Annotated in this window: 25 protein-coding genes and 1 CRISPR repeat array; of the genes, 2 read left to right on the forward strand and 23 right to left on the reverse strand. The window is 43.2% G+C overall.

Annotation, left to right across the window (positions count from 1 at the left end; genetic code table 11):
- Positions 1 to 139: 139 nt before the first annotated feature.
- The 9 genes from whiA to ATE34_RS06450 form a co-directional block, all read right to left on the reverse strand.
- Positions 140 to 1,051, reverse strand: coding sequence for a DNA-binding protein WhiA (whiA, locus tag ATE34_RS06405; protein ID WP_084911378.1), 912 nt, complete (start codon positions 1,049 to 1,051; stop codon positions 140 to 142).
- Positions 1,048 to 2,025, reverse strand: a complete 978-nt coding sequence (locus ATE34_RS06410; protein ID WP_001231060.1) for a YvcK family protein — start codon at positions 2,023 to 2,025, stop codon at positions 1,048 to 1,050. Before ATE34_RS06410 ends, whiA begins: the two co-directional genes overlap by 4 nt.
- Entirely contained in the window at positions 2,022 to 2,912 is an 891-nt protein-coding gene (gene rapZ, locus ATE34_RS06415) for an RNase adapter RapZ (RefSeq protein WP_084911379.1), read from the reverse strand. Before rapZ ends, ATE34_RS06410 begins: the two co-directional genes overlap by 4 nt.
- Positions 2,913 to 2,963: 51 nt before the next feature.
- Positions 2,964 to 3,344, reverse strand: coding sequence for a RidA family protein (locus ATE34_RS06420; protein ID WP_001140420.1), 381 nt, complete (start codon positions 3,342 to 3,344; stop codon positions 2,964 to 2,966).
- A gap of 8 nt (positions 3,345 to 3,352) precedes the next feature.
- On the reverse strand, positions 3,353 to 3,940 hold the full coding sequence (yihA, locus tag ATE34_RS06425; protein ID WP_000405196.1) for a ribosome biogenesis GTP-binding protein YihA/YsxC: 588 nt from the start codon (positions 3,938 to 3,940) through the stop codon (positions 3,353 to 3,355).
- An 8-nt stretch (positions 3,941 to 3,948) separates the two neighbouring features.
- Positions 3,949 to 5,181 (reverse strand): ATP-dependent Clp protease ATP-binding subunit ClpX, encoded by a 1,233-nt coding sequence (gene clpX / locus ATE34_RS06430; protein WP_084911380.1) that lies wholly within the window; start codon positions 5,179 to 5,181, stop codon positions 3,949 to 3,951.
- 201 nt (positions 5,182 to 5,382) lie between these two features.
- The gene (locus ATE34_RS06440) at positions 5,383 to 5,889 is read right to left on the reverse strand and encodes a dihydrofolate reductase (protein WP_084911381.1); all 507 of its coding nucleotides are present in this window, start codon (positions 5,887 to 5,889) and stop codon (positions 5,383 to 5,385) included.
- Between the two features lie 118 nt (positions 5,890 to 6,007).
- Complete coding sequence (gene cmk / locus ATE34_RS06445; RefSeq protein ID WP_084911382.1) at positions 6,008 to 6,682, reverse strand: (d)CMP kinase; 675 nt, start codon at positions 6,680 to 6,682, stop codon at positions 6,008 to 6,010.
- Between the two features lie 9 nt (positions 6,683 to 6,691).
- Positions 6,692 to 7,198 (reverse strand): SAG1386/EF1546 family surface-associated protein, encoded by a 507-nt coding sequence (locus ATE34_RS06450; protein WP_061598150.1) that lies wholly within the window; start codon positions 7,196 to 7,198, stop codon positions 6,692 to 6,694.
- A gap of 45 nt (positions 7,199 to 7,243) precedes the next feature.
- On the opposite strand from ATE34_RS06450, the gene ATE34_RS06455 reads away from it, so the two are divergent.
- A complete protein-coding gene (locus tag ATE34_RS06455) occupies positions 7,244 to 7,447 on the forward strand; it encodes a ferredoxin (protein WP_007517026.1) in 204 nt (67 codons plus the stop codon).
- 82 nt (positions 7,448 to 7,529) lie between these two features.
- Here the strand turns inward: ATE34_RS06455 and ATE34_RS06460 are convergent, their stop codons facing one another.
- From ATE34_RS06460 to ATE34_RS06490, 6 genes are all read right to left on the reverse strand, one after another.
- Positions 7,530 to 8,495, reverse strand: a complete 966-nt coding sequence (locus ATE34_RS06460; protein WP_061598149.1) for a glycosyltransferase family 2 protein — start codon at positions 8,493 to 8,495, stop codon at positions 7,530 to 7,532.
- A 1-nt stretch (position 8,496) separates the two neighbouring features.
- Complete coding sequence (gene galE / locus ATE34_RS06465; protein WP_061598148.1) at positions 8,497 to 9,516, reverse strand: UDP-glucose 4-epimerase GalE; 1,020 nt, start codon at positions 9,514 to 9,516, stop codon at positions 8,497 to 8,499.
- A 258-nt stretch (positions 9,517 to 9,774) separates the two neighbouring features.
- Complete coding sequence (locus ATE34_RS06475) at positions 9,775 to 10,878, reverse strand: NAD(P)/FAD-dependent oxidoreductase (RefSeq protein ID WP_084911384.1); 1,104 nt, start codon at positions 10,876 to 10,878, stop codon at positions 9,775 to 9,777.
- Positions 10,879 to 10,894: 16 nt separating this feature from the next.
- On the reverse strand, positions 10,895 to 11,692 hold the full coding sequence (locus ATE34_RS06480; protein ID WP_061598146.1) for a Nif3-like dinuclear metal center hexameric protein: 798 nt from the start codon (positions 11,690 to 11,692) through the stop codon (positions 10,895 to 10,897).
- Positions 11,679 to 12,356, reverse strand: coding sequence for a tRNA (adenine(22)-N(1))-methyltransferase (locus ATE34_RS06485; RefSeq protein WP_084911385.1), 678 nt, complete (start codon positions 12,354 to 12,356; stop codon positions 11,679 to 11,681). Before ATE34_RS06485 ends, ATE34_RS06480 begins: the two co-directional genes overlap by 14 nt.
- A 101-nt stretch (positions 12,357 to 12,457) precedes the next feature.
- On the reverse strand, positions 12,458 to 14,794 hold the full coding sequence (locus tag ATE34_RS06490) for a cation-translocating P-type ATPase (RefSeq protein ID WP_084911408.1): 2,337 nt from the start codon (positions 14,792 to 14,794) through the stop codon (positions 12,458 to 12,460).
- A 133-nt stretch (positions 14,795 to 14,927) separates the two neighbouring features.
- On the opposite strand from ATE34_RS06490, the gene ATE34_RS06495 reads away from it, so the two are divergent.
- Positions 14,928 to 15,677 (forward strand): lysophospholipid acyltransferase family protein, encoded by a 750-nt coding sequence (locus ATE34_RS06495; RefSeq protein ID WP_084911386.1) that lies wholly within the window; start codon positions 14,928 to 14,930, stop codon positions 15,675 to 15,677.
- A 42-nt stretch (positions 15,678 to 15,719) separates the two neighbouring features.
- On the opposite strand, the gene ATE34_RS06500 is transcribed toward ATE34_RS06495, so the two are convergent.
- The 8 genes from ATE34_RS06500 to ATE34_RS06535 all read right to left on the reverse strand — a co-directional run bounded on the left by ATE34_RS06500 (position 15,720) and on the right by ATE34_RS06535 (position 24,929).
- Positions 15,720 to 16,412, reverse strand: a complete 693-nt coding sequence (locus tag ATE34_RS06500; protein ID WP_084911387.1) for an alpha/beta hydrolase — start codon at positions 16,410 to 16,412, stop codon at positions 15,720 to 15,722.
- Positions 16,393 to 17,403: an ABC transporter substrate-binding protein gene (locus ATE34_RS06505; protein WP_084911388.1), complete on the reverse strand. Its 1,011-nt coding sequence runs from the start codon at positions 17,401 to 17,403 to the stop codon at positions 16,393 to 16,395. Before ATE34_RS06505 ends, ATE34_RS06500 begins: the two co-directional genes overlap by 20 nt.
- Before the next feature lie 19 nt (positions 17,404 to 17,422).
- Entirely contained in the window at positions 17,423 to 18,178 is a 756-nt protein-coding gene (locus ATE34_RS06510) for an ABC transporter ATP-binding protein (protein ID WP_084911389.1), read from the reverse strand.
- Position 18,179: 1 nt separating this feature from the next.
- Complete coding sequence (locus ATE34_RS06515; protein ID WP_084911390.1) at positions 18,180 to 19,226, reverse strand: FecCD family ABC transporter permease; 1,047 nt, start codon at positions 19,224 to 19,226, stop codon at positions 18,180 to 18,182.
- A 161-nt stretch (positions 19,227 to 19,387) separates the two neighbouring features.
- Positions 19,388 to 19,999, reverse strand: coding sequence for a CadD family cadmium resistance transporter (locus ATE34_RS06520; RefSeq protein WP_084911391.1), 612 nt, complete (start codon positions 19,997 to 19,999; stop codon positions 19,388 to 19,390).
- A 298-nt stretch (positions 20,000 to 20,297) separates the two neighbouring features.
- Positions 20,298 to 20,657: a CRISPR direct-repeat array (repeat unit 35 nt; unit sequence GTTTTTGTAGTCTCCAAAATTATGACCGATAAAAC).
- Positions 20,658 to 21,109: 452 nt separating this feature from the next.
- Entirely contained in the window at positions 21,110 to 21,379 is a 270-nt protein-coding gene (gene rpsO, locus ATE34_RS06525) for a 30S ribosomal protein S15 (RefSeq protein WP_001018251.1), read from the reverse strand.
- A gap of 144 nt (positions 21,380 to 21,523) precedes the next feature.
- On the reverse strand, positions 21,524 to 24,232 hold the full coding sequence (locus ATE34_RS06530) for an FtsX-like permease family protein (RefSeq protein WP_180382682.1): 2,709 nt from the start codon (positions 24,230 to 24,232) through the stop codon (positions 21,524 to 21,526).
- Positions 24,228 to 24,929, reverse strand: a complete 702-nt coding sequence (locus tag ATE34_RS06535; RefSeq protein WP_000323386.1) for an ABC transporter ATP-binding protein — start codon at positions 24,927 to 24,929, stop codon at positions 24,228 to 24,230. The genes ATE34_RS06530 and ATE34_RS06535 overlap by 5 nt, the downstream gene beginning before the upstream one ends.
- Between the last annotated feature and the right edge of the window lie 76 nt (positions 24,930 to 25,005).

Genomic DNA, 25,005 nt, shown 5'->3' on the forward strand with positions numbered 1-25,005 from the left:
CTATTGTACCAAGAATTGACCGCTTTTACAACTATTTTCATATCCCTAGAATTCAAGCATAAGTACACCCTTCTTTATCAAATTTGTACCCCGTAAGCACATATAGAAGTTTAAAATCCGCTTATCTTGTGTTCTTTCTTCATAATTCATCTGCAATCTTGTTTATTTTTCTCAGTCTGTGGTTGACACCACTTTTGGTCAGGGAATTGCTCAGGCTATCTGCCAACTGTTGGATAGAGTAGTCTGGATGCTGTATCCGCAAGCGAGCCACTTCCTGCAAATCTACTGGTAGATTTTCTAAGCCCATGATATCTTTTATTTTACTGATATTATTAATAGTCTTCATACTGGCAGAAACCGTTCGAGCGATATTAGCTGCCTCGGCATTATTAGCTCGATTGAGATCGTTACGGGTTTCACGCAAAATCTTGACACGCTCAAAGTTATCACGCGCCTGCATAGCCCCAATCACGATCAAGAAATCCATGATGTCCTCTGCACGCTGGAGATAGGTAACTGCACCTTTCTTGCGTTCAATGACCTTGGCATCCAGTAAAAATTGCTGGAGGAGAGAGGCCAGTCCTTGGGCATGGTCCATATATACGGAACTAATCTCCAACTGGTACTTGCCAGACTCAGGATCTCGGATGCTACCATTTGCCAGAAAAGCCCCACATAAGTAAGCACGTCCAGCTTCTTCATCTGCTAAAATATCAGGATCAATGCCTGTCTCCAAACCAAAGAAGGAATCCGCAAGCCGCAAATCAGCTAAAAGCTCCTGCACCCTCTCATCAGTATAGACCGTATAGACACGGTTCTTGCGAAGATTGCTTCTCTGATGGTGGCGAATCTCTGATTTGATATCATAAAAATAGAGAAAGGACTCATAAAGGTGGCGAGCTAACTTGGCATTTTCAGTCACGACAGACAGGGTCAAACCCGAAGTCGAGAGACCGATACTGCCAGACATCTTGATGATGGCAGACAATTCATGACGACTGAGATGGTGTTGACCAAGAATTTCCTCTTTTACTGCAACTGTAAAACTCATTTTCTCACCTGTATAATGCGCATCAATTCGTCTACAATCAAATCGCCATCATGGAAGGCTCCTCCATTTTCCAAACGAAGAAAGTTGGATGAAATCACACGAGGAACCTGTTTGCAAAGACCAGCAAAATCATGCTCTACCTGAACCAAATATTCATCAAAACGGTTGGTATCCATGTATTCTCTAGGAACCTTCTCGATATTAACTAAGACCGTATCGATAAAAGGCCGACCTAAGTGTCGATGGAGGACTTCCACGTGGTCACTGTCTGAAAAGTACTCTGTTTCCCCACGCTGGGTCATGATATTGCAGACATAGGCGATCTCTGCCTTAGTCTCCAAGAGAGCCTGCCCAATCTCCTCAATGACAATATTGGGCAAAATCGATGTAAAGAGGGAACCAGGCCCCAAGACGATCATATCACTCTCGAGGATAGTATTGACCACTCGACGGCTGGCTTGGGGTGTTTCATCATCCAAGGTATTGGTCACATAGACATGGTCGATCATACCTGGATGATCTGCAATGTGGCTCTCACCTGCCACCTCAGAACCGTCTTTAAAGACTGCATGCAGTGTCAGAGGCTGATCGCTTGATGGGTAGATTTTTCCTGTTGTGTGGAAAAAGAGACTTAGCAGCTGCATGGCATTATAAGTGGACCCTTGCATTTCAGATAGGCCAGCAATGATAATATTTCCTAGCGGATGACCCGCAAAAGCTCCAGCCTCTTCTGAGAAGCGGTACTGAAAAACTTTCTCATAAAATTTAGGCATATCCGACATGGCTACCAGAACATTGCGAAGATCACCTGGTGGTGTCAGCTGTTGGATATTTTTTCTTAGCTCACCAGAAGATCCACCATCATCAGCTACCGTTACGATGGCTGCGATATCAACATCCTTTTCTCGCAAGCTTTTCAAAATGACGGGGATACCAGTTCCTCCACCAATCACCGTTATCTTTGGTTTTCTCATGAACGGTTTACCGTTTCCTTTCTTCGGTCTTTGTCACGATGGCTTTCATTGACAGGCCAGTTTTTAGCAAGGTCCTGAGCGATTCGTTTTGCAAAGGCAACACTACGGTGTTGTCCACCTGTACATCCTACTGCAATGGTTAGAACGGACTTGCCTTCTTTTTTGTAACTTGGCAAAATGGGCTCAATCAAGGCGAGTAAGTGCTGATAGAAACTTTCAGACTCTTCATGATTCATCACATAATCATAAACTGCTTGATCCTCACCTGTCTGATTACGAAGTTCCGGAAGGTAGTATGGGTTTGGTAAGAAACGGACATCAAAGACCAAGTCTGCATCAATTGGGATGCCGTACTTGAATCCAAAAGACATGACTTCGATACGAAAAGACTGGGCCTGTTCTTGGTCTGAAAATTGCTCTGCAATGGTTTTACGCAGTTCACGCGGAGTGAGTTCTGTCGTATCCACCACATTTTGACTCATGTTTTTCAAAGGTGCTAGGAGTTCACGTTCCAGCTTGATGCCATCTAAAATCCGACCATCAGCAGCTAGAGGGTGACTTCGTCTAGTTTCCTTATAACGGGCTACCAATTCCTTATCTTTTGCATCCAAAAAGAGGATTTTGAAATCCAAATCATCCTGGTTTTCCAATTCATCCAAGACAGCCTGAATCTCCGAGAAGAAGGAACGGCTACGCATGTCCACTACCAAGGCCAGTTTGTGGTCATCATCTTTGGTTTCGACCAACTGTAAAAACTTTGGCAAGAGGGCTGGTGGCATGTTGTCAATCGTGAAATATCCTAAATCCTCAAAAGATTGAATGGCTACGGTTTTTCCTGCACCACTCATCCCTGTCACAATCACTAGGTGAAGTTGTTTCTTTGTCATCTATCTCTCCTTATATCAAAAGAAGTTTGGCAAAACCAAACTTCAACTAGCTTATCCAATCTCTGCGATGACTTCAATTTCGACTTTCACATCGCGAGGAAGACGAGCTACTTCCACTGCTGAACGAGCTGGGAACTCCTCTTTGAAGGCCGTTTGGTAAACCTCATTAAAAGGAACAAAGTCGTTCATATCGCTCAAGAAGCAAGTTGTTTTGACAACGTGATCAAAGTCTGTTCCCGCTTCTGCTAAAATAGCACCAATGTTTTTCAAGACTTGTTCTGTCTGTTCTTGGATGGTCTCTCCTACAATCTCCCCAGTTTCAGGCGAAAGAGGAACCTGCCCACTCGCAAACAATAGATTGCCAACGATTTTCCCTTGAACATAAGGTCCGATAGCCTTTGGAGCCTTGTCTGTGTGAATAGTTTTTGCCATTATTTTCCTCATAATTTTTCTAAAATAGCATCCCAAGCTTGGTCCATCCCTGCCTTACTGACTGATGAAAAGAGGATGAAATCGTCACTTGGATCAAAGTTCAGTTTCTTTTTGATTGCAGATTCGTGCTTGTTCCACTTACCACGAGGAATCTTATCTGCCTTAGTCGCAACGATGATGACCGGAATTTCATAATACTTAAGAAATTCGTACATCTGTACATCATCTGCTGATGGGTCATGGCGGAGGTCCACCAGACTGACCACTGCACGGAGATTTTCACGAGTTGTCAGGTACTCCTCAATCATGCGACCCCACTTTTCACGTTCCTTTTTAGAAACACGGGCGTATCCATACCCAGGCACATCCACAAAGCGCATCTTGTCATCAATATTAAAGAAGTTAAGGAGCTGGGTTTTCCCAGGTTTCCCTGATGTACGGGCGAGATTCTTGCGGTTGAGCATGGTGTTGATAAAGCTGGACTTCCCAACATTTGACCGCCCTGCAAGGGCAATCTCTGGCAGGTCATCCTGCGGATAGTGGGATTTATTAGCCGCACTGAGCAAGATTTCTGCATTGTGTGTATTGATTTCCATAGTCACCTCTAGGCTGTTTCTAGGATTGGTTTATCCGTTCCATCCACAGCTGCTTTGGTAATGCGGACCAATTTCACATTTTCCTGACTCGGTACTTCAAACATAACATCCAACATGGTTTCTTCGATGATGGAGCGAAGACCACGCGCACCCGTTTTGCGTTCGATGGCTTTATTGGCAATCTCTTGAAGGGCTTCGTCGTCAAATTCCAACTCAACGTCATCATAAGAAAGTAAGGTTTGGTATTGTTTGACCAAGGCATTTCTTGGTTCTTTCAAGATGCGAACCAAGTCATCGACCGTCAATTGCTCGAGAGCTGCAAAGACAGGCAAGCGTCCAATCAACTCTGGAATAATACCGAATTTTTGAATATCTTCTGCGATGATTTCTTGCATGTATGAGCTGTTTTCATCAATCGCCTTGTTATTTTGGCCAAAACCGATGACTTTTTCACCCAGACGTTGTTTAACGATTTCTTCGATGCCATCAAAAGCACCACCCACGATGAAGAGGATATTCTTGGTATCCACCTGAATCATCTCTTGTTGCGGGTGTTTGCGGCCACCTTGAGGCGGTACGCTAGCGACAGTTCCCTCGATAATCTTGAGAAGGGCTTGCTGCACACCTTCACCCGAAACGTCACGTGTGATAGACACATTCTCGCTCTTCTTGGCAATTTTGTCAATTTCATCCACGTAGATAATCCCACGTTCTGCACGTTCGATATTAAAGTCAGCAGCCTGCAAGAGTTTGAGGAGGATATTTTCCACGTCCTCACCCACATACCCAGCCTCAGTCAGAGCTGTCGCATCTGCGATAGCAAAAGGCACGTTCAAGCTCTTAGCCAAGGTTTGAGCCAAGAAAGTTTTCCCAGAACCAGTTGGGCCAATCATCAAGATGTTTGACTTCTGCAAATCCACATCTTCAGACTCTTCACACGTATCGTGGAAATTGATGCGTTTGTAGTGGTTGTAAACTGCCACTGCCAAGGCACGTTTGGCACGATCTTGACCGATCACATAGTGGTTCAAGATATTGAGGAGCTCGATTGGTTTTGGTACTTCAGACAAGTCTGCTAAGACTTCCTCAGCCAACTCCTCCCGAATGATCTCCTGGGCCAATTCCACACATTCATTACAGATAAAAGCATTGTTCCCAGCGATTATTTTCTTTACTTCTTCTTGGCTCTTGCCACAAAATGAGCAATAAACCATCATATCATTTTTCCTATTTGTAGGCATGATTTCCTTCCGTTCTAAATTTTCATTCTATCTAAAATAAGGTCATATAAAAAGCATGAATACTGTTTACTAGATTGGTAAAGGCATTCAACCAGAGTAAGGCAGACAGTCCATAGCGCTTCTTACGAAAAGCTTGTGCTCCAGTCAAGATACAGATTACACACAAAAAAGCTGTAAAAAATCCAAATATACTGCGCTCCATTAGACTTCCTTTCTATCTCGGTATTCGATGGTAAAATCATAGTTGTTTTTCTCATCTCGGGTATAGGATTTGCTTGCGACTGTCTCAAAACGAGACAAGTCAAACTCCTCAGGAAAATAGGTATCTCCCTCCACCTGAGCATGAATCTGTGTCACGATGATTTCATCTAAATAAGGCTCAAAAGCCTGAAAAATCTGTTTCCCACCAATGATATAGAGATTTTTTTCCTGACTCTGATACCACGCTAAAACAGACTCCACATCTTGAAATACGAGCGCCCCATCTATAACCTCTTCGCTATTGCGCGTTAAAATCAGGGTTTGCCGCTTTGGAAGCAGACGACGTCCCATGCCATCAAAGGTCACTCGCCCCATCAGTATAGCATGATTTAAAGTTGTTTCCTTAAAATGTTGCAACTCTGCCGGCAAATGCCAAGGGAGACGATTTTCCTTCCCAATCACACCTTTTTCATCCTGGGCCCAAATGGCTATGATTTTCTTTGTCATGCTTCCGTCCTTTTTATTGATATTACTATTTTATCAAAAAACTCCCAAAAAGACTGTTTTGAAACGCGCTCAAAAGAGAGAAAAGGAGCAGGCATCATCTAGCCTGCTCCTCTCGTCCCTAGGACATATATTTTTTTGCTTCTGATTCAATTTTTTCGACTACTTCTTGGATACTCAATCCAGTTGTGTCGAGGTAAACTGCATCCTCTGCTTGTTTGAGAGGCGAGGTTTCACGATGACTATCCTTGTAATCACGTGCCGCAATTTCTTCCTTCAGCGTTTCCAAGTCAGTCTCAATCCCTTTAGCAATATTTTCCTTGTAACGACGCTCTGCTCTCTCTTCAACAGAAGCCACTAAGAAAATCTTGAGTTCAGCTTGTGGTAAAACAACTGTCCCGATATCACGCCCATCCATGACAATACCACCTTGCTGGGCAATCTTCTGTTGAAGAGAGACCAATTTCTCACGCACTTCAGGAATAGCAGCAATGCTTGAAACCTTGTTGGTCACTTCATTTTCACGGATAGGATGAGTGATATCCACATCCCCTACAAAAACAAGTTGATCACCTGTTTCTGAACGTCCAAAACTAATGGGATGTTGATCAAGCAATTCCAAAAGTTGCTCTACTTTTCCTGAATCCAACTGGTGTTTGATGGCGATATAGGTAGCCGCACGATACATAGCACCAGTGTCGAGATAAGTATAGCCAAAATCCTTAGCAACAATCTTTGCAACCGTACTCTTACCACTGGAAGCTGGACCATCAATAGCAATTTGAATTGTCTTCATTCCCGACTCCTATCTTGTCTTGATCACATCACCTGGATTGGCAAACCAAGATCCAGATGACATATGAGAAGGATTTAACGCTTCCAACTGGGCAATGGAAATCCCTGCACGCTGAGCAAGAGCTGCCTCACCCTCTCCAGGATGCACAGTGAGTGTTCCTTCTCCTTCTGTGTGCTCTTCTGAACTGCTCTCTGAAGGAGTTGTTTCAGAAGAAGATGTTTCTTCTACCTTGCTACTTGAAGATGACGATGCTTCTACTTTAGAACTTGAACTTGTAGAAGGAGACGATGTATCATAGAAGTCCTTCAAAGATGAAGTACGATTGCTTCCTCCGGTTGATAAGTAAATCAATACAACTACCATCGCTACAACGATCACAAAGAAGAGGCTAGCTAGAACTGTTAAGACACGATTAGCAACAGCGCCCTTTCCTTTTTGTTTACGGCGACGACGCTCTGTTCTTGATTCTTCCTCACTATTTTCATAGATATCTTCTTGCCATGGTTCCTTTGCCATACCTTACTCCTTGTATTTTTTAAACTTTCTTATTACAATATAAATATGAAACTCACACTTATACCTGAACGGTGCATTGCCTGCGGGCTTTGCCAAACCTATTCTGAACTCTTTGATTACCATGATAATGGAATCGTTCGATTTTGCGATGATCCAGTTGAATTGCAAAGAGAAATCGCTGAGAGCAGCGATGTTCTAGAGGCCATCAAAAATTGTCCTACACGTGCACTTCTAAAAGATCCATCATAGTTTAAAAGGGAGATTGATTTTGTAGATTCTCTTTATCACTTTAATCCCTTCACCTACTAGTTTAGCATATTTCTAGGTAAAATTATAGTCTTTTCCGGTTATTTTTTCCTTCAACAATAGAAAGATCACTTTTTTCTTTGATGAGGTAGAGTGGTCTTTTTTTGGTCTCTAAATAAATCTTACTGATATACTTGCCCAGAATCCCAATGGTCAGGAGTTGAATCCCTCCAAGAAAGAGAATGACAGCCATCAGAGAGGTCCAGCCAGATGTCGGATTTCCCAAGATAAGGGTCCGAAACACCACAAAAACAGTCATCACAAAAGAAATAAAACAAGATAGAAGTCCCGCTACAAAGGCTATACTCAAGGGAAAATCTGAAAAGTTGAGAATCCCTTCAATCGAGTAGAAAAAGAGTTGCCTAAAACTCCAACTGGTCTTGCCAGCCTGTCGTTCAACGTTTGGATAATCAAGATAGTGCGTTTTAAAGCCCACCCAGGCAAAGAGTCCCTTAGAAAAACGATTGGATTCAGTCAAGGCTAAAATAGCATCCACCACAGACCTTCTCATCATCCGAAAATCACGGACACCCGAGGGCAGAGCTACAGGGCTGATTTTTTGCATGAGGCGGTAAAAGAGATTGGCACAGAAGCTACGAAGGAAGGGTTCTCCCTCCCGACTAGTTCTCCGTGTCCCAACACAGTCTAAGTCTGCATTCTGGTCTAGTAAGGCCTTCATTTCGAGCAACATACTAGGAGGATCCTGGAGGTCTGCATCCATCACGACCACCAGGTCTCCACTTGCATGCTGCAAGCCTGCATACAGAGCTGCTTCTTTCCCAAAATTTCGCGAGAATGAAATGTAATGTACCGCAGGATTTTGCATCCGATAGGCCTTTAGCAAGTCTAAGGTTCCATCGCTAGACCCGTCATCCACAAAGACATAGTCGATCTCTGCTCCCAATTCTGGAAGCAGTGCTTCAACAGACTGATAAAAAAGAGGAAGTACTTCCTCTTCGTTTAAACATGGGACAATGATTGAGATCATCATCTTAGTCTTCAAATCCGTTTGGATGCTTACTTTGCCAACGCCATGCGTCTTCACACATTTTCGTGATATCAAATTCTGCTTCCCAGCCGAGTTCTGCTTTGGCTTTTGCAGGATCTGAATAGCAGGCAGCGATGTCTCCTGGGCGGCGTTCTACGATGCGGTAAGGAATAGGACGTCCCACTGCTTTTTCCATATTTTGAATAATTTCAAGAACAGAGTAGCCCTTGCCTGTTCCAAGGTTATAAATGTTAAGGCCAGACCCTTTTTGGATTTTTTGAAGAGCTGCAACGTGACCTTTAGCCAAGTCAACAACGTGGATATAGTCACGGACACCAGTTCCATCTTCCGTATCGTAATCGTCTCCGAAGACTTGCACTTGCTCTAATTTTCCAACAGCTACCTGAGTCACATATGGTAAGAGATTGTTTGGAATACCGTTTGGATTTTCTCCTAAATCTCCACTCTCATGTGCTCCGATTGGGTTAAAGTAACGAAGCAAGACCACATTCCATTCTGAGTCTGCTTTGTAGATATCGGTCAAGATTTCTTCTAGCATGAGTTTGGTACGACCATACGGATTGGTCACTGAAAGTGGGAAATCTTCTAAGATTGGAACTGTGTGAGGATCTCCATATACTGTCGCAGAAGAACTGAAGATGATATTCTTACAGTTGTTTTCTTCCATGGCTTTCAAAAGGCTGACAGTTCCAGCGATATTATTGTCATAGTAGGCAAGAGGGATACGGGTTGATTCGCCAACAGCCTTCAAGCCCGCAAAGTGAATGACACCAGTCGGTTCTTCCTGCTTGAAAATATCTCTGAGAGTATCTGTATCACGGATATCCGCCTCATAGAAAGGCACTTCAACCCCTGTAATTCTCTCAACAACTTCTATACTTTTACGATTGCTATTGACAAGATTATCCACTACAACCACTTGATGACCTGCTTGGATCAACTCAATAACAGTGTGGGTTCCGATAAAACCTGCTCCACCTGTTACCAAAATTTTTTCTTGCATCTTTTTTCCTCGATTCTCGAATTATTTTTTCTTATTTTACCATTTTTGATAGGGAATGTCATTTGCCATCCTAGAGGGGAGACTAAAATTTCAGTAAAATGCTTATACTCTTCGAAAATCTCTTCAAACCATGTTAGCTTCGCCTTGCCGTGGATTGGTATGGTTACTGACTTCGTCAGTTCGATCCACAACCTCAAAGCCGTGCTTTGAGCAGCCAGCGGCTAGCTTCCTAGTTTGCTCTTTGATTTTCATTGAGTATTATTCGCTTTTTACTCGTTTGACATAGTTTGCGATTGGATAGTTTACTGGGTCCAGAGTCAATTCCTTGTCTTGGATCAGTTGAGCTAAATGGTAACCGATGATAGGACCCGTTGTGAGGCCTGATGAACCTAGACCACTAGCCGCATAGACACCTGCTAAGCCTGGCACCTGTCCAAAGAAAGGGGAGAAATCACTGGTATAGGCACGGATTCCCACACGCTCAGCTCTGGAAGTCGCTTTAGCCAAGGCTGGATAGTGAGGTAAGACTGCCTCCTCCATTTGTTGGAGCAAGGTTTCATCTACTGTCAAATCAAATCCCATATCATTTTCATGAGTAGCGCCTAAGGACAATTTCCCACCTGCAAAAGGAATCAAATCCCACTCCCCTTCTGGCATGACAACAGGGTAAGCTTCCATGTTTTTGGAAATCTGATAATCTCGGAGTTGCCCCTTTTGGGGACGAACATCTACCTCATATCCTAAAGGCTCCAAAATATCCCCCAACCAAGCTCCCGTCGCTAAAATAACCCGTTCAAGCACCTCTTCGCCAATCTGATAACCGGACGCTAAAGGTGTCAGACTCACTTTTTCTTTGACCAGCTTGACCTGACTGGCTTCTAGCAAACGAGTCACTAAGAGCTGGCCATCTACTCTTGCCCCACCAGAAGCATAGAGCAGGTGGTCAAATCCCTGCAAGCCAGGAAATAATTCATTAGCTGAGGCTTGGTCCAGAATAGCTAACTGGCCTATCAAGGGAGATTCTTCTCTGCGCTGAAAGGCTAGTTCATAAAGTTCTTCCAACTTGGATTCATCCTTTTTCAAGAGAAAAACTCCCGAACGCTGGTAAAAGTCGATTTCCTGACCAGACTTTTCTAAATCAGTCAACAAATCCACATAAAAGTCAGCCCCCAAGCGTGCCATCTTGTACCAAGCTTTATTACGGCGTTTTGAAAACCAAGGACTGATAATTCCCGCTGCTGCCTTGGTAGCCTGACCTTGTCCATAGTCAAAAACGGTCACCTCTAAATCTGCTTCTTTGGAGAGGTAGTAGGCAGCAGTTGCCCCTACAATCCCTGCTCCAATAATGGCAACTTTTTTCATTGTCTTCACTTCCTAACTAGATATGGTGGAAAGGATTGGTCGATGCTTGACTAGGCAAAATCTCAATAGGCCAGCCCTTTTCTGCCTTCCATTGGGCAAGGAGCGCAGTAATTTTTTCGACAAAAAGGATTTCGATATAGTGGCCCGGGTCCAGCGCCAACAAGCCATCTGACAACATATCCTGAGCTGTGTGGTAGTAGATGTCACCAGTAATATAGACATCTGCCCCCTTAGCTAAAGCATCCTTGTAGAATGACTGCCCGCTACCACCACAGATGGCTACTCTTGAAATAGGCTTCTGCAAATCACTCTCTTGATAATGAACCATTCGAAGGCTATCTAGACCAAAGACTTGCTTGACATGACTAGCAAATTCTTCATATGTTTGAGGTTGAATGTCACCAATACGACCAATTCCACGTTCAGGGCCTGTTTCCTGCAGATAAGTCGTCTCCTCAATGCCTAGCATCTGGCAGAACCAGTCATTGAGACCATTTTCAACGATGTCAATATTGGTATGGCTGACATAAACTGCGATGTCATGCTTGATGAGATCAATGTAAATCTGATTTTGCGGACGGCTAGCAACCAAGTCTTTGATGGGACGAAAAATCGGCGCGTGCTTGGCGATAATCAAATCCACACCCTTTTCAATAGCCTCTGCCACCGTGTCTTCACGAATATCAAGGGCAACCATGACCCTTTGGATATCCTTGTCTAGAGTCCCGATTTGCAGACCACGACTGTCTCCCTCCATAGAAAATTCTTGCGGACAAAAGGCTTCATAACGTTTAATCACTTCACTTGCTAGCATGGAGAACCTCCTTGATGGCTTGAATTTTATCTGCTAGGACTTGACGTTCCTCCAGATTTTTTTCTGGGATTTGGTTAAGGGCAAATTCTAGCTTAGTAGCTTCTTTTTGCCATTTTTTGATAAAGACTAGGCTGACTTCTTTGGACAAGAAGGGACCAAAGCGAACATCACTGGCAGATAACTTCATTTGTCCTGCTTCCACAACTAGAATTTCATAAAACTTGCCTGCTTCTTCTAGGATGCTTTCTGCTACGATTTGAAAACCGTGGTCTTGTAGCCAGATGCGCAAGTCGTCTTCACGATTATTTGGCTGGAGGATTAAACGTTCTACACTCGCAAGCTTATCCAATCCTTCTTCCAATATCCTAGCAATCAAACGACCACCCATACCTGCAATGGTGATAACCGATACTTGGTCGACATCTTCAAAGGCTGCTAAGCCATTGGCTAAACGAACTTGGATTTTCTCCTTTAGACCGTGAGCCTCAACATTTTTGACCGCAGACTGGTAGGGACCTTCCACCACTTCCCCTGCAATAGCACTTTTAATTTGGCCTCTTTCGACCAACTCGATAGGCAGATAAGCATGGTCACTCCCCACATCAAGTAACACAGCACCTTGGGGCACAAAGGACGCCACCAATTCTAATCTCTTTGAAATCATCTTCTCTCGCTTTCCAAAACTCTATTACCTTTTATTATACCATATTTCAGCTAGCAATCTTGCACCTAAAAAAACCGCAATCCACAGATTGCAGTCTTTCTTTATTTTCTAGCTTGATAACGACTAGTTAGAATGAAAATCAGGGTAAAGACCAGCATCATAGTTCCATAAACAGGCAGTGTTTGTCCAGTTAAGGTTGATATTTCAAGCAGTTTCTGGATTCTTGGGAAGAGAGCTGTAGTCAGGAAGCCTCCTACTGACCAAACAATCAAGAGAACACGCCAGAGGGTAAATGGCATGCAGGCTCTAAATACGGATAAGAAACCGATAGACCCAAGGAGATAATAGAGTAGGGTTGAGATTTCTAACTCAGACCAACCTTGACTACTTCCAAATATTTTTACAAAAAGGACGCTAAATACGACCATGAGAGCGCTTGGTAGGGCACGAAGCATGGATCTTCTGAGGAAGTTTGGTTCGACAGGCTTGATATTTCGCTCAAAAGTCAGAACGAATGGTGGGAACCCTTCCACGAACTGGTCAATCATGGTAATCTGGATTGGAATGAAAGGGAAAATCAAAATCCACTCAGACCGTCCTAGAAGAACACTAGCAATACAAATCACCGCAAGCAAGAAGGAATAAATCGTCTTAATCAAGAAAATCGGTGCAATATGGGCGATATTATTGACCACACGACGACCTTCAAAGAGAATCTCAGGAACATCATTGAAGTCTGAGTTCAAGAGAACCAGATTAGCAATCTGACGAGTCGCTGGATCCCCCTCCGCCATCACGATAGAACAATCCGCCTCACGAAGGGCCAGGATATCATTGACACCATCCCCTGTCATAGCCGTTGTATGCCCTGCTTTTTTCAGCGTTTGGATGATGAGTTTCTTTTGATGAGGGGAAACACGTCCGAAAATCGCAGTCTCCTCCGCCATGGCCATCAATTTCTCATCGGAGATTTTCGAGCAATCTACATAGCTGTGATAGTCTGCAAACCCAGCCTTCTGAGCAATGCTGGATACCGTGACTGGATTGTCACCAGAGATAATCTTGAGCCCCACTTCCTGGGAACGGAGATAGTCTAGCGTTTCAGCTGCTCCTTCTCGAATCGGGTCCAAGATTTCCAGCAAGGCTAGAGCCTGAATATCAGAAGGTTTCTGTGGTTTGTGGTGGTCTAGTTTTTCCTGACTAAGGGCCAAGACCAAGACACGTGACCCTCTCTCCAAGGCCTCTCTGGCTTCTGGTACTTCAGAGTCCAACAACATCTCAGGAGCACCTAAGAAAACCGTTCCTAGCCCTTCTAACTCCATTGCTCCCCACTTGCGGTCGCTAGAGAATGGAAGATTCGAGATCATAGGATAGGCAACCTGTCCTTGGAAACGCTGACGAATGGCTTGGGCGGTTGGATTTTTATCCTCACTATGAGCGATGTAGCTGGTTAGAATACTGGCAATAGCCTCGTCACCATAAGTTTCTGTCAGAGGAAGAACAGCCTCCACATGCATCTTTCCTTGGGTGATGGTCCCCGTCTTGTCCAGACAGAGCATATCCACGCGCGCCAAGGTCTCGACAGAGTACATCTCCTGCACCAAGACCTTTTTCAAGCCCAGCTTGATCACCGCAGTCAAGAGTGAAGTAATGGTCAAAAGGGCAATTCCCTTAGGCAACATCCCCAAAAGGGCTGTCGATGAATTTACAACGGATGACTTGAGGGGTAAGCCTTTTAACATCAAGGCTTCTAGCAGGAGAGCTAGACCAAAGGGAATGATAATCTTCCCAGTAAAACCAGCTAGCTTGTCTAGCGATTTCATGATACGAGAGTTGATGGGTTTCACTGTCTTAGCTTCCAGCATGAGCTTAGCAGCATAGTTGTCTGCTCCAACATGGTGAACTTGAGCCAAAACTGCGCCACTGGCTAGGAAACTTCCTGATAAAAGCAGAGCATCCACTTCCTTTTGTACCAAATCACTCTCACCGGTCAACATGGCTTCATTGACTTCCGCAAATCCTTCCAGAACCAGTGCATCACTAGGGATTTGCTCTCCAGCAGACAGACGAATGACATCTCCTAGAACCAACTCTTCTGGATTGAGGGCAACTTCCTGTCCATCACGAATCGTTTTGACCTTTTCCTTAGTCATGAGATTGAGCTTGTCCACCATGTGTTTAGCCCGTAGCTCGGTCACAATCCCAGAAAAAGCGTTAAAGCAAATAACGGCAAAGAAGACCAGATTGCTCCAAGCCTGCACAAAGGCCAGCGCTAGAGCAATAACAAAGTTTAATGCGTTAAAAAGTGTGAAAACATTTCGTTTGATGATTTGCCAAGTACTGGTACTGGCTGAAGCGGTAAAGTCATTGACCAAACCTTGAGCCTGTCTTTCCTTGACTTCTCTTTGGGTTAATCCCATAATCTTATTTTTATCCATGAATTCTATCATATCATTTTTTCTAGAAGAATTCTAATCTCATCCAAAAACTGTTGGTCGATAACTGAAAAAGTTTGCCAGTAGTCTTTTGATAAGGTATAATAATAAAAGCAATACAATCGAAGGAGATCTCATGTTTTATACTTATTTGCGTGGACTAGTCATGCTGATCTTGTGGTCCATCAATGGCAATGCCCACTATCACAATACTGATAAAATCCCTAGCCGAGACGAAAACTATATCCTCGTCGCACCTCACCGTACCTGGTGGGATCCTGTTTATATGGCCTTTGCGACCAAGCCAAAACAGTTCATCTTTATGGCCAAAAAAGAGCTGTTTAACAACCGTATCTTTGGCTGGTGGATCCGTATGTGTGGCGCCTTTCCTATCGACCGGGAAAATCCTAGCGCTTCTGCCATCAAGTACCCTATCAACGTCCTCAAAAAAAGCGACCGCTCTCTCATCATGTTTCCAAGTGGGAGCCGTCACTCAAATGATGTCAAGGGGGGAGTTGCTCTGATTGCTAAAATGGCCAAGGTCCGTATCATGCCTGTTACCTACACCGGTCCCATGACCTTGAAAGGCTTGATTAGCCGTGAACGTGTGGATATGAACTTTGGAAATCCTATCGATATCTCAGACATCAAGAAAATGAATGATGAAGGGATTGAAATGGTTGCAAACCGTATCCAAACAGAATTCCAACGTTTGGACGAAGAAACCAAGCAGTGGCACAATGATAAAAAACCCAATCCACTCTGGTGGTTTGTCCGTATCCCAGCCCTCATTCTTGCTGTGATTGTTGGTATCCTAACGATTATCTTTACTTTCGTCGCAAGCTTTATCTGGAATCCAGATAAGAAGAGAGAGGCTCTTGGTTAAATAATACAATTATCCCTTGGCTTTTGCCAAGGGATAATTCTTTTATTTGATTTTCCATTTTTGGGCCAACCAGCTGGAAAAGGCTAGAAATCGCTCAGCAACTTGCTCATGATGCCCATAGGGATCAAAGACAAATTGACCAGTCGGATAGTGTTTCTGAAGACTAGTATGGATCTGCTCAGCATAGGCTGGTGCTTGAGCCAAGCGATTGGTATGATGGGCTCCTTCTGTTTGGCCATTCTGTAAATACAGCAAACAGTCTAGATTTCTCACTTTCTCTTCCTTGCAATAAGTCACAAAATCAGGAAACCAAAAGGAACCGCAGATAGAGAAGATACAGGAGACCTTGTCAAAATGGAAAAGACTGTATACAGCCGCCAAACCACCTAGTGAATACCCTCCATAGGCAAGGCGATTTTTGTCCAGGCGATAAAGCGACTGCAACCTGTCTAAAAGACCTCCAAATAAATGATCATGATAGACCTTTGCCTGACCGCCAAAATCTGGAGTCCCCTCTCTCAGAGCAGCTGCCTTCCATGGAGTGTAGTCATCTAGGCGATTTTTAGAGGTCAAGCCCACTAAAATCACAGATTCTGAAAGGGAAGATAGAAAATCCAAATTTCCATCATTCAAAAGAATCGCTGGATAGGTTTGATTGGGATCATAGGCCGAAGGAAGGCTGATCTTAACTTGAATCCCTTCCCAATCAAACTCATTATTTATTGATAAAGTCATTGATTTTCTCAAGGGAATCAATCACTGCTGGACCATAATCCATCAACTCATCGTAAGAAATGGTCATGATTTTTTGATTCTTAATTGCAGGAACGTTTTCCAAAACTTCATTTGCCTTCATCAACTCTACTGCGTTGGCATCCAATTTTTTATTGCGGTCGCTGGTCACATAGATAATCAACTCAGGGTCCATTGACACGAGATTTTCCAAGGTCAAGCCTGACGTTCCCGTTGCGACGTTGGTATAACCAAGTTGATTTAGCAAGCTTTCTTGCAAAGCAGACTTGTATGTACCGAAGGTTTCGTCGTTATATGCAACCATAATCAAAGCCTTTTTCTTTTCACCTTGACTTGCTGGATTAGCTTTCTTAACAGCCTCAATTTTAGCTTGTAATTGCGCCGCGTATTCATTAGCTTTGTCCTGAACATTAAAAATCATTCCAAGATTTTTGACATCTTCTACAATATTCCCTAAATCTTGCTGAATTGTTGAGAGAGAGGCTTTTTGCGTATAGACTGGGATTTTATTTTCATTCCAGGTGCTAACTGTCCCCAAGGATTTTTCAGAAAACATCATGTTTCGACCCATTACTGCGTCCGGCTCATAAGAAAGGACTGTCTCTTGTGAGACTGTTTTTTTGTCCCCAATTTGAGGAATCGTCGCAATCGCGTCTTTGTATTTACCTGTTACAGCATTGTCCGGGTTGAGCATGCCAGCAATTTTATCCTTCAAGCCTAGTTCCAATAAGATTTCAGTGGTTGAAAGATTGTTGGTGATAACTTTTTCAGGTGCCTTGTCAAAGACTTGTTCGACTTCATGTCCCTTAGCGTCATAGGTCTTGACCGTTAACGGATAAGTCGTCTCTGTGCTCGCCTTTTGACTTGTTTCTGTACTAGACTGTGTAGTAGCTTTTTCTGTAGTAGTGTTACCACAAGCTGCCATGGTTAAGGTAGCTACTGTTACGAGTAAAATACTGAGTGTTTTTTTCATCTTGTTTTCCTTTTCTTTCTTATAAATAGTGAATCATGGCTTGCTGATCCTCGGTCCAAGTAACCTGACTTTGAACTCCATATACAGTTTGCAATGACTCTGGGGTGATGGTCTCCTTTGGAGTCCCTTGGTAAAGGATTTCTCCCTCTTTCATCAGATAGAGGTAATCCGAATAGCGACAAGCAAGTTGAATATCATGCAATACAGCTAAAACATTGACCTTAAGATTCTTTACAATGGCCAACAAGTCTAGCTGATACTTGATATCTAGGTGATTGGTTGGTTCGTCCAAAAGCAAGAGAGTCGGTTCTTGTGCCAAAGCGCGTGCTAACAAGACTCGCTGTTTCTCTCCCCCCGACAGGGACGAATAAAGACGAGTTTTCTTCTCGAGCATATCCACCTTCACGAGGGCATCTTGAACGAGGACATAATCTCTTTCCTTTTCCTTCTGTAAAAAAGAGAGGTGGGGAGTTCTTCCCAGCAAGACGATTTCCTCAACTGTACAATCAAACTGCAATTGATTAAACTGGGTTACAACTGCCATTTGCTTGGCTGTTTCTTTGAGTGACCAATGCTCCAGTGGCTTTCCATCTAGTCTTATCAAGCCTTTGTCCGCCCTTTCCTGACGATAGAGGAGTTTAAGCAGACTGGTTTTCCCACTTCCATTTGGTCCTAGTATCGTGTGAAATTGATGCCCCTCAACCTTAAGAGAAACTCCTTTGAGGATTTTTTTCTCTCCTAGTCCAAAGTGAACATCCTGACAAATCAAGTCCATATCAGGCCCTCACCTCCCTTCGCCTACCTCCAACAATGTAGATAAAGAAGGGAGCACCTACTAAGGCTGTGAAAATACCAATAGGCAGCTCTGCATTTGGAATGATGATACGGGAGAGTACATCGGCCCAGATGACAAAGAGGGCACCCAGCAAGGTTGCAACGGGAAAAAGTCTCCTGTAATTTGTTCCTACTAACCCTCGAGCTAAATGTGGAGTAATCAGACCGACAAATCCAATAATCCCACAAGTTGCCACTAAGACAGCTGTCAGTACAGCCACAACGGTCACGTAAAGATACCAATAGAAGCGTAAGGGAATTCCCAAAGTTAAAGCAGCCTCATCTCCCATCATCATCGCATTGAAAACACGATACTGGGTAGCGAAAAATAGAAAGGCTATTCCTACCACCATAGTTGGCAAGAATAAGTCAGACCAGGTAGTCCCTGCAAGCGAACCCATGGTCCAAAACTTAATGGTCATCACACTGTCCGCATTAGCGCCAACAGAGATAATAAAGTTGGAAAATGCCAGAAAGAGAGCGTTGACCACCGTTCCTGATAAAATCAGACTAGAAGTCGTCATCCTTCCCTGCATAGAGGCAATGATAAGGACAGCGATTGTTGCCAAAATAGCTCCAAGGAAAGCCCCAAGGCTAATCACCAATTTTAAACCAAGAATGATGCTCAAAGTTGCCCCTAGAGTTGCACCCGCAGAAATTCCTAAGACATAAGGCTCTGCGATGGGATTGTTCACTGTAGACTGCATCACGCTACCACACATAGAAAGACCAGCCCCTACTATCAGACCTAACAATACTCGGGGGAATCTCATGTTCCATACAATGGCAAGAGTGGACTTGGAAACCTCTCCTATCTCAAGAGGAAATCCCAACCTGCTCAAAATGATCCGATAGGTATCTCCTAAGTCAATCGCTACGGACCCCATAGAAACTGCTAGAAAGAGGGAAATCCCTAAAATACCTAGCAAAACACCTAAAAGTAACACAAATTGCAGGTCCCGTCGGCTTCCAGAAAATTTGGAAAGCATGAAAACCTCCTTAAACAAAATTAAAAATTTAGAAAATTCTCATAAAAAGTATACCATATTTCCATTGGATGAACAAGGATAGAAACATAGATAGAAAAAGCCCTCTAAAAATCAGAGAGCTGATTTGAGCTCGGGCTAAAATCCTAGTGAAACAAAAAAATCTACACGGTCAGAAAAGTCTCTATCGTGCCATTTTCATACATGATGTATAGTCCAAGTAGAATGAATACTAAGGGCACAATGATTCGCTCGTATTTTTCAATTGTCTCGAATATTAACGGAATAGAGGATAACATCCGACTAATCTCGCAAAAGATAATTATGCCGATTACAAACACAAGCAACGCCACGAGGGTCTGTGACCAATCTAACAAAGCAAAATAAGGTATATAGATACCTAAATTATCTCCGCCAGACGCAATTGTCAGCAATGTAACTGTCCAAAACAGTTGATTTGCCTTGCTTTGTTCTAATCTTTCAATAATTTCTTCCTCTTCTTCCTCACCTTCTCCAACAATTGCAAAGCGAATCCCTAAATAGATAGGGATTAAACCAAGCAATCCAACCATCCATTCTTCAGGAACGAAATTAACGACATAAGCAGCAACTAAACTCGCCCCTACAAGTAAGCCTATTCCTAGATATTGCCCCGCATAAATATGCCATTTCTGTTTATTCTGTGATAGCTGTGCAAATAAAATAATTAAAATAATTAAATAATCGATACTGGTGGAAATATAAACACCAATAGCAGATATGATTGTCTGTCCCATAAAAACCTCCTGTATTAGTTAGTAATAAATCAGCAGATTTTAGGAGAGCACAGACACATTAATTTAGCTATCGCTAGTGGGTAATGTCGAACGTAGGAAAGCATTTTACTCCTCCTCAAAACGTAGTTACAAAGTAATTTCTAACTGGAATTCGGTGACTACTTCCATGTAAAGTATAACATACTATACTTTACTTCGTAAAGTGTGGGCTCTCCGAGGGGGCTTGCAGACAGTTACTCGGCTTGAAAAGCCGAGTAACTGCGCACCTTCATGGTGTCATTAGCTGATACTATTTGAGGTTTTTGTAGTCTCCAAAATTATGACCGATAAAACTATAAAATAATTTTATTTCGTTCTATTTCTGTTTTTGTAGTCTCCAAAATTATGACCGATAAAACTTTTGCTTATTGGCATACATCGATGAACAAGTTTTTGTAGTCTCCAAAATTATGACCGATAAAACGACCCTTCAGCTTCAGCTATGATTGTCGAAGTTTTTGTAGTCTCCAAAATTATGACCGATAAAACACAAGATGCCGTTTTAGAGAATAAGGAAGGGTTTTTGTAGTCTCCAAAATTATGACCGATAAAACGATTGCATTGACTATAATTGGTTCAATTTTGTTTTTGTAGTCTCCAAAATTATGACCGATAAAACCTCAATAAAAAAGCTCTCTGAAGTCAGAGAGCTGATTTGAGCTCGGGCTAAAATCCTAGTGAAAAAGATGAAACTCCTTGTGTTCATCGAACACTGTTTCCTTTCCCTATTTTCATACGGATTTTTAACGCCCTCTGCATCGTGATTCTTGCCGGATAAACCGTTTATAGACTAGGCGATGAGCCGAAGATTGTACAAAAATGTTAGTGAAACAAAAAATCTCCCCGAAGGGAGATGATCTGGTTTATTTTACCTTACAGTGCTAGGAACCGTAACCGAAGATTATACTTGAGTATATCGAGGCAAGGTGACAACATAAAAAGCCCTCTGAATATCAGAGAGCTCCAATCTTGCTGGATAAAACGTTTATAGACTAGGCGACGAGGCGAAGATTGTACTAATGGTACATCGAGTCGAAGCCAACGAAGTATAGAAACGTTTTAGACGCAAGATTAACGACGAAGTCCAAGAGAGTTGATTAACTCACGGTAACGGTTAACGTCGTTTTTACGCAAGTATGCAAGCAAGTTACGACGGCGACCGATTTTCTTCATCAATCCACGGTAAGTAGCGTGGTCTTTTTTGTGTTGTTTGATGTGTTCGTTAAGGTGGTTGATTTCCCAAGTAAGGACAGCAACTTGAACCTCTACTGAACCTGTATCACCTTCGTGACGTGCATATTGTGCGATGATTTCATTTTTTTTCTCTTTTGAGATTGCCATGATGTTTCTCCTTTTTATTTGGCTTCATCCGAGTGACAGGTTGGCATGCCTGTAACCAAGAAGAAGTTATTTGTCTTTACGACAGTTCTTATTCTACCAAGAAGCAGGGACTTTGTCAACTGATTTACTGTTTAAAACCGTGAATTACTCTACTGATTTCAGGGCTTCGAGCATATCCACTTTTCTCAAGTGGTGATTGACAAATAGGCCTAATAAGGCTAAGATTACAGTCACTGCGACGATTGGAAGCGCATAGACTTCCCAGCTGACTTGTGGATAAAAGAGTATGGTGGCAGGTGAAATCATTTGAATCAAAAATTGATGTAAATAGTGGCCAGCTACCAAACCGAGAACAATCCCCACAAGGGACAGCACCATAGTCTCGCGGTAGATATAAAGGGTCACTTCTTTATTGTGGAAACCAAGAACCTTAATAGTGGAAAGTTCACGGATACGTTCTGCGACATTGATGTTAGTGAGATTGTAAAGAATGACAATGGCTAGTAAAACGGAAACAAGGACAAGGATGGCCATGGTTTTATTGAGCGAACTAGCCACGGATTCAAAGAGATGGATGGCCGTCGCATTTTGGACGACCCCAGAAATAGCTGCTTTTTCCATAAAGATAGCAGCTTCTTTCTCCGTATTGGAAGGTGTTGGATCTTTTAATTTTACTAGGTAGGTATTGTCTTGTGGACTGGTACCGTAGACTTGTTCGTATGTCGCTCGGTTGAGATAAACAAAGTGTCCAACATAGTTTTCAGAAATAGCTGCGACCTTGATTTCCTTCCCATCAAGCTCCAGCTCGTCTCCAATCGTAACACCTGCTAGTTGGGCTAATTTTTGACTCACGACCGCTCCATCAGTGACCTGCAACTCTCGCCTATTTTCCTCTAATGCGATAAAGGGTTTGAAGTCTTCGCCACTAGTAACCATCATGGTGATAGTCTGAGGTCCTGCTTTCCCTTTGAAATCTTTTTCAATGGTTTTAGAGTAAATCTTTTGAAAAGCATGGATAGGCTCAGCTTGCAAGGCACTTTCTAGATCTGCTTTTTCTTGCTCACTGGAACTGCTCTTTTCCGCTACAATCATCTGGTATTGCTGGATTTGTTCAAATTGGCGCTCCACAACTCCTCCCACAGAAGACTGAATACCAAGACCTGCAAATAGGAGAGCAACCGAACCCGCAACTCCAAAAATGGTCATCAACATCCGTTGCTTATAACGGAAAATATTTCGCGCTGTGACCTTATGAGTGAAGCTCAAACGACTCCATATAAAGCTCAACCGTTCCAGCAAAATCTTTGATCCTTTAACGGGAGGTTTGGGAAGCAAAAGTTGGGCTGCTTCATCGTGTAATTCCCTCCGCGCCACCAGATAAGCTGGCAAGACACTGGATACCCAACTCAAGGCTAGGGCAAGGATGCTATAAGACCAGTAAAAATACTCCTGGCTTTTCCCAACGACCATTCCTGCTGTTATAACATCCGAAATCACGCCTGCAAGGAGATAATGTCCTAGAAGCGTTCCTAAAATGGTTCCTACAGTTCCTGCAAGAAAACCATAGAGGACAAACTTGGCAATTATATCTTGATTCCGGTAACCTAGGGCCTTGAAAATACCGGCATTGGTACGTTCTTCATCCACAAAGCGAGTCATAGTTGTAAAGGTCACCATTGCAGCGACCATATAAAGCACAACAGGGAAGATATTCCCGACAGAACGAATGCTTGCTGAAGCGTTACTGTACATGAGATAGCCTTGACCCCCTGGCATGGTTTGGCGATTGTATACGTGATATTTCGGCTCTGCCAGTTCATCAAGCTCTTTCTGACGCTGTTCAAGCTTCTCTTTTTCCTTAGTTAGATCACTCTCTGTCTGAGCCAGTTTTTCTTTTTGAGTCGCCAGTTCTTCCTTTGCTTTTATCAGCTGTCCCTCGATTTGACTCTTTTGCGGTTCTGGTAAAGCGGTCGCTTGTTCTTCTTGGGTTTTCAAGCGACTTTCAGCCTGCTCTAACTGACTATTGCCATTTTGAAAGTTGCTTTCAGCAGTTTGGAGCTGTTCTTTCCCCTCTTCCAAGCTCTTTTGCCCATTGGCTTTGATGCTTACCAATCGTTTTTGACCATTATCGGCTAGCAAATCTTGCAACTCTTCCTGATGTTGGGTTCGTTTGGTTTTATAGTCTGATGAAAAAGCATCCAGATTTTTTAAATCATCATAGCGCACACGCGCAATACTATAAACATCTGAATCAAACTGGCTGGGCAAAATCACTCCATAGCCAGCCAAGCTTCCATTTCCACTGCTAGCACTCCCTAAGTCTTTTTGAGAAAGCATCTCACCCGACTGAACAAATCCAGTAATTGTAAAAGTTTGGGATTTTAGGACGGACTTCCCTTCTTCTTTCTTAGTAAAGGTAATGGTCTGCCCAATCTGATAGCGGTCTTTCCAGAAGTCGGCTAGGGCAATTTCCTCATCAGCCTCTGGCAGTCGCCCTTCTGTCACTTGGAAGGTTGAAATCCCCTCTGGCTTGGAATAAAGTCGAACCGCTTCTTCACTATTTTCAACGGTTAGGTCTGCCATATAACCAAACTCAACACTTGCTCCTTGAAGGGCCTTTAATTCGTCTTGGTCTTCTTTGTCCAAGCCATAATCAGCTATCACTGCCAGATCTAGGGTATTGGCTTTACGGAGATAATCCCCTGCCGTACGTTCCATATTTGGACTGGCCACTTTGAGACCAATAAGGGCTAAAGAACCCAGCATCATCAAGGTCAGGATAGAAACAAAGCGTCCCTTTGAAGCCGTCACTGACTGAAATAGGTCTTTCCGATACGTTTTTTTCATGCTAATACTCCAATGTATCGATATCCTGCGGATGCTCATTGACTGTCATGCTCTTAACCGTGGCATCGCGCATATGAATCACCCGATCTGCAATAGGGGCTAGCGCGCCATTGTGGGTTACGATAATCACCGTTGCTCCTTTTTGACGAGACATGTCTTGGAGAATCTTCAAGACTTGCTTCCCCGTCTGGTAATCCAAGGCACCCGTCGGTTCATCACAAAGGAGGATTTTAGGATTTTTGGCTACAGCACGTGCAATGGAGACTCGCTGTTGCTCCCCTCCAGAAAGCTGGGCTGGAAAGTTATTCAGGCGATGAGCCAGACCTACATCTTTGAGCACTTGCTCTGGATCCAAGGCATCTGTCACGATTTCTGAAGCCAGTTCCACATTTTCCTTGGCTGTCAGATTGGAGACCAGATTGTAAAATTGAAAAACAAAGCCTACATCTTCACGACGATAGTTTGTTCGTTGGTGCGAACTATAGTTGGCAATATTGGCACCATCAATCCAAATCTCCCCCTCATCATTGGTATCCATACCTCCTAAAAGATTGAGAACGGTTGATTTTCCAGCACCTGAAGCGCCAAGTATGATAACCAGCTCCCCTTTTTCAATTTCAAAATTCACATCACGATTAGCCACAATCTCTGTATCCCCAACCTGGTAACGCTTGTAGCTGTGTTTCATCTCAATATAAGCCATCAGACACACCTTCTCTCAAACAAATTACTTCCTATTATCATTATAACGCTTTTTCAACTAGTTGGAAACCAGAAGC

It is taken from the genome of Streptococcus oralis subsp. tigurinus (assembly GCF_002093545.1).
Lineage (GTDB): Bacteria > Bacillota > Bacilli > Lactobacillales > Streptococcaceae > Streptococcus > Streptococcus oralis_C.

Bases quoted from the DNA above. Each gene is read 5' to 3' on its own strand.
- whiA (WP_084911378.1), bottom strand. From the start codon at position 1,051: ATGAGTTTTACAGTTGCAGTAAAAGAGGAAATTCTTGGTCAACACCAT.
- ATE34_RS06410 (WP_001231060.1), bottom strand. From the start codon at position 2,025: ATGAGAAAACCAAAGATAACGGTGATTGGTGGAGGAACTGGTATCCCC.
- rapZ (WP_084911379.1), bottom strand. From the start codon at position 2,912: ATGACAAAGAAACAACTTCACCTAGTGATTGTGACAGGGATGAGTGGT.
- ATE34_RS06420 (WP_001140420.1), bottom strand. From the start codon at position 3,344: ATGGCAAAAACTATTCACACAGACAAGGCTCCAAAGGCTATCGGACCT.
- yihA (WP_000405196.1), bottom strand. From the start codon at position 3,940: ATGGAAATCAATACACACAATGCAGAAATCTTGCTCAGTGCGGCTAAT.
- clpX (WP_084911380.1), bottom strand. From the start codon at position 5,181: ATGCCTACAAATAGGAAAAATGATATGATGGTTTATTGCTCATTTTGT.
- ATE34_RS06440 (WP_084911381.1), bottom strand. From the start codon at position 5,889: ATGACAAAGAAAATCATAGCCATTTGGGCCCAGGATGAAAAAGGTGTG.
- cmk (WP_084911382.1), bottom strand. From the start codon at position 6,682: ATGAAGACAATTCAAATTGCTATTGATGGTCCAGCTTCCAGTGGTAAG.
- ATE34_RS06450 (WP_061598150.1), bottom strand. From the start codon at position 7,198: ATGGCAAAGGAACCATGGCAAGAAGATATCTATGAAAATAGTGAGGAA.
- ATE34_RS06455 (WP_007517026.1), top strand. From the start codon at position 7,244: ATGAAACTCACACTTATACCTGAACGGTGCATTGCCTGCGGGCTTTGC.
- ATE34_RS06460 (WP_061598149.1), bottom strand. From the start codon at position 8,495: ATGATGATCTCAATCATTGTCCCATGTTTAAACGAAGAGGAAGTACTT.
- galE (WP_061598148.1), bottom strand. From the start codon at position 9,516: ATGCAAGAAAAAATTTTGGTAACAGGTGGAGCAGGTTTTATCGGAACC.
- ATE34_RS06475 (WP_084911384.1), bottom strand. From the start codon at position 10,878: ATGAAAAAAGTTGCCATTATTGGAGCAGGGATTGTAGGGGCAACTGCT.
- ATE34_RS06480 (WP_061598146.1), bottom strand. From the start codon at position 11,692: ATGCTAGCAAGTGAAGTGATTAAACGTTATGAAGCCTTTTGTCCGCAA.
- ATE34_RS06485 (WP_084911385.1), bottom strand. From the start codon at position 12,356: ATGATTTCAAAGAGATTAGAATTGGTGGCGTCCTTTGTGCCCCAAGGT.
- ATE34_RS06490 (WP_084911408.1), bottom strand. From the start codon at position 14,794: ATGGATAAAAATAAGATTATGGGATTAACCCAAAGAGAAGTCAAGGAA.
- ATE34_RS06495 (WP_084911386.1), top strand. From the start codon at position 14,928: ATGTTTTATACTTATTTGCGTGGACTAGTCATGCTGATCTTGTGGTCC.
- ATE34_RS06500 (WP_084911387.1), bottom strand. From the start codon at position 16,412: ATGACTTTATCAATAAATAATGAGTTTGATTGGGAAGGGATTCAAGTT.
- ATE34_RS06505 (WP_084911388.1), bottom strand. From the start codon at position 17,403: ATGAAAAAAACACTCAGTATTTTACTCGTAACAGTAGCTACCTTAACC.
- ATE34_RS06510 (WP_084911389.1), bottom strand. From the start codon at position 18,178: ATGGACTTGATTTGTCAGGATGTTCACTTTGGACTAGGAGAGAAAAAA.
- ATE34_RS06515 (WP_084911390.1), bottom strand. From the start codon at position 19,226: ATGCTTTCCAAATTTTCTGGAAGCCGACGGGACCTGCAATTTGTGTTA.
- ATE34_RS06520 (WP_084911391.1), bottom strand. From the start codon at position 19,999: ATGGGACAGACAATCATATCTGCTATTGGTGTTTATATTTCCACCAGT.
- rpsO (WP_001018251.1), bottom strand. From the start codon at position 21,379: ATGGCAATCTCAAAAGAGAAAAAAAATGAAATCATCGCACAATATGCA.
- ATE34_RS06535 (WP_000323386.1), bottom strand. From the start codon at position 24,929: ATGGCTTATATTGAGATGAAACACAGCTACAAGCGTTACCAGGTTGGG.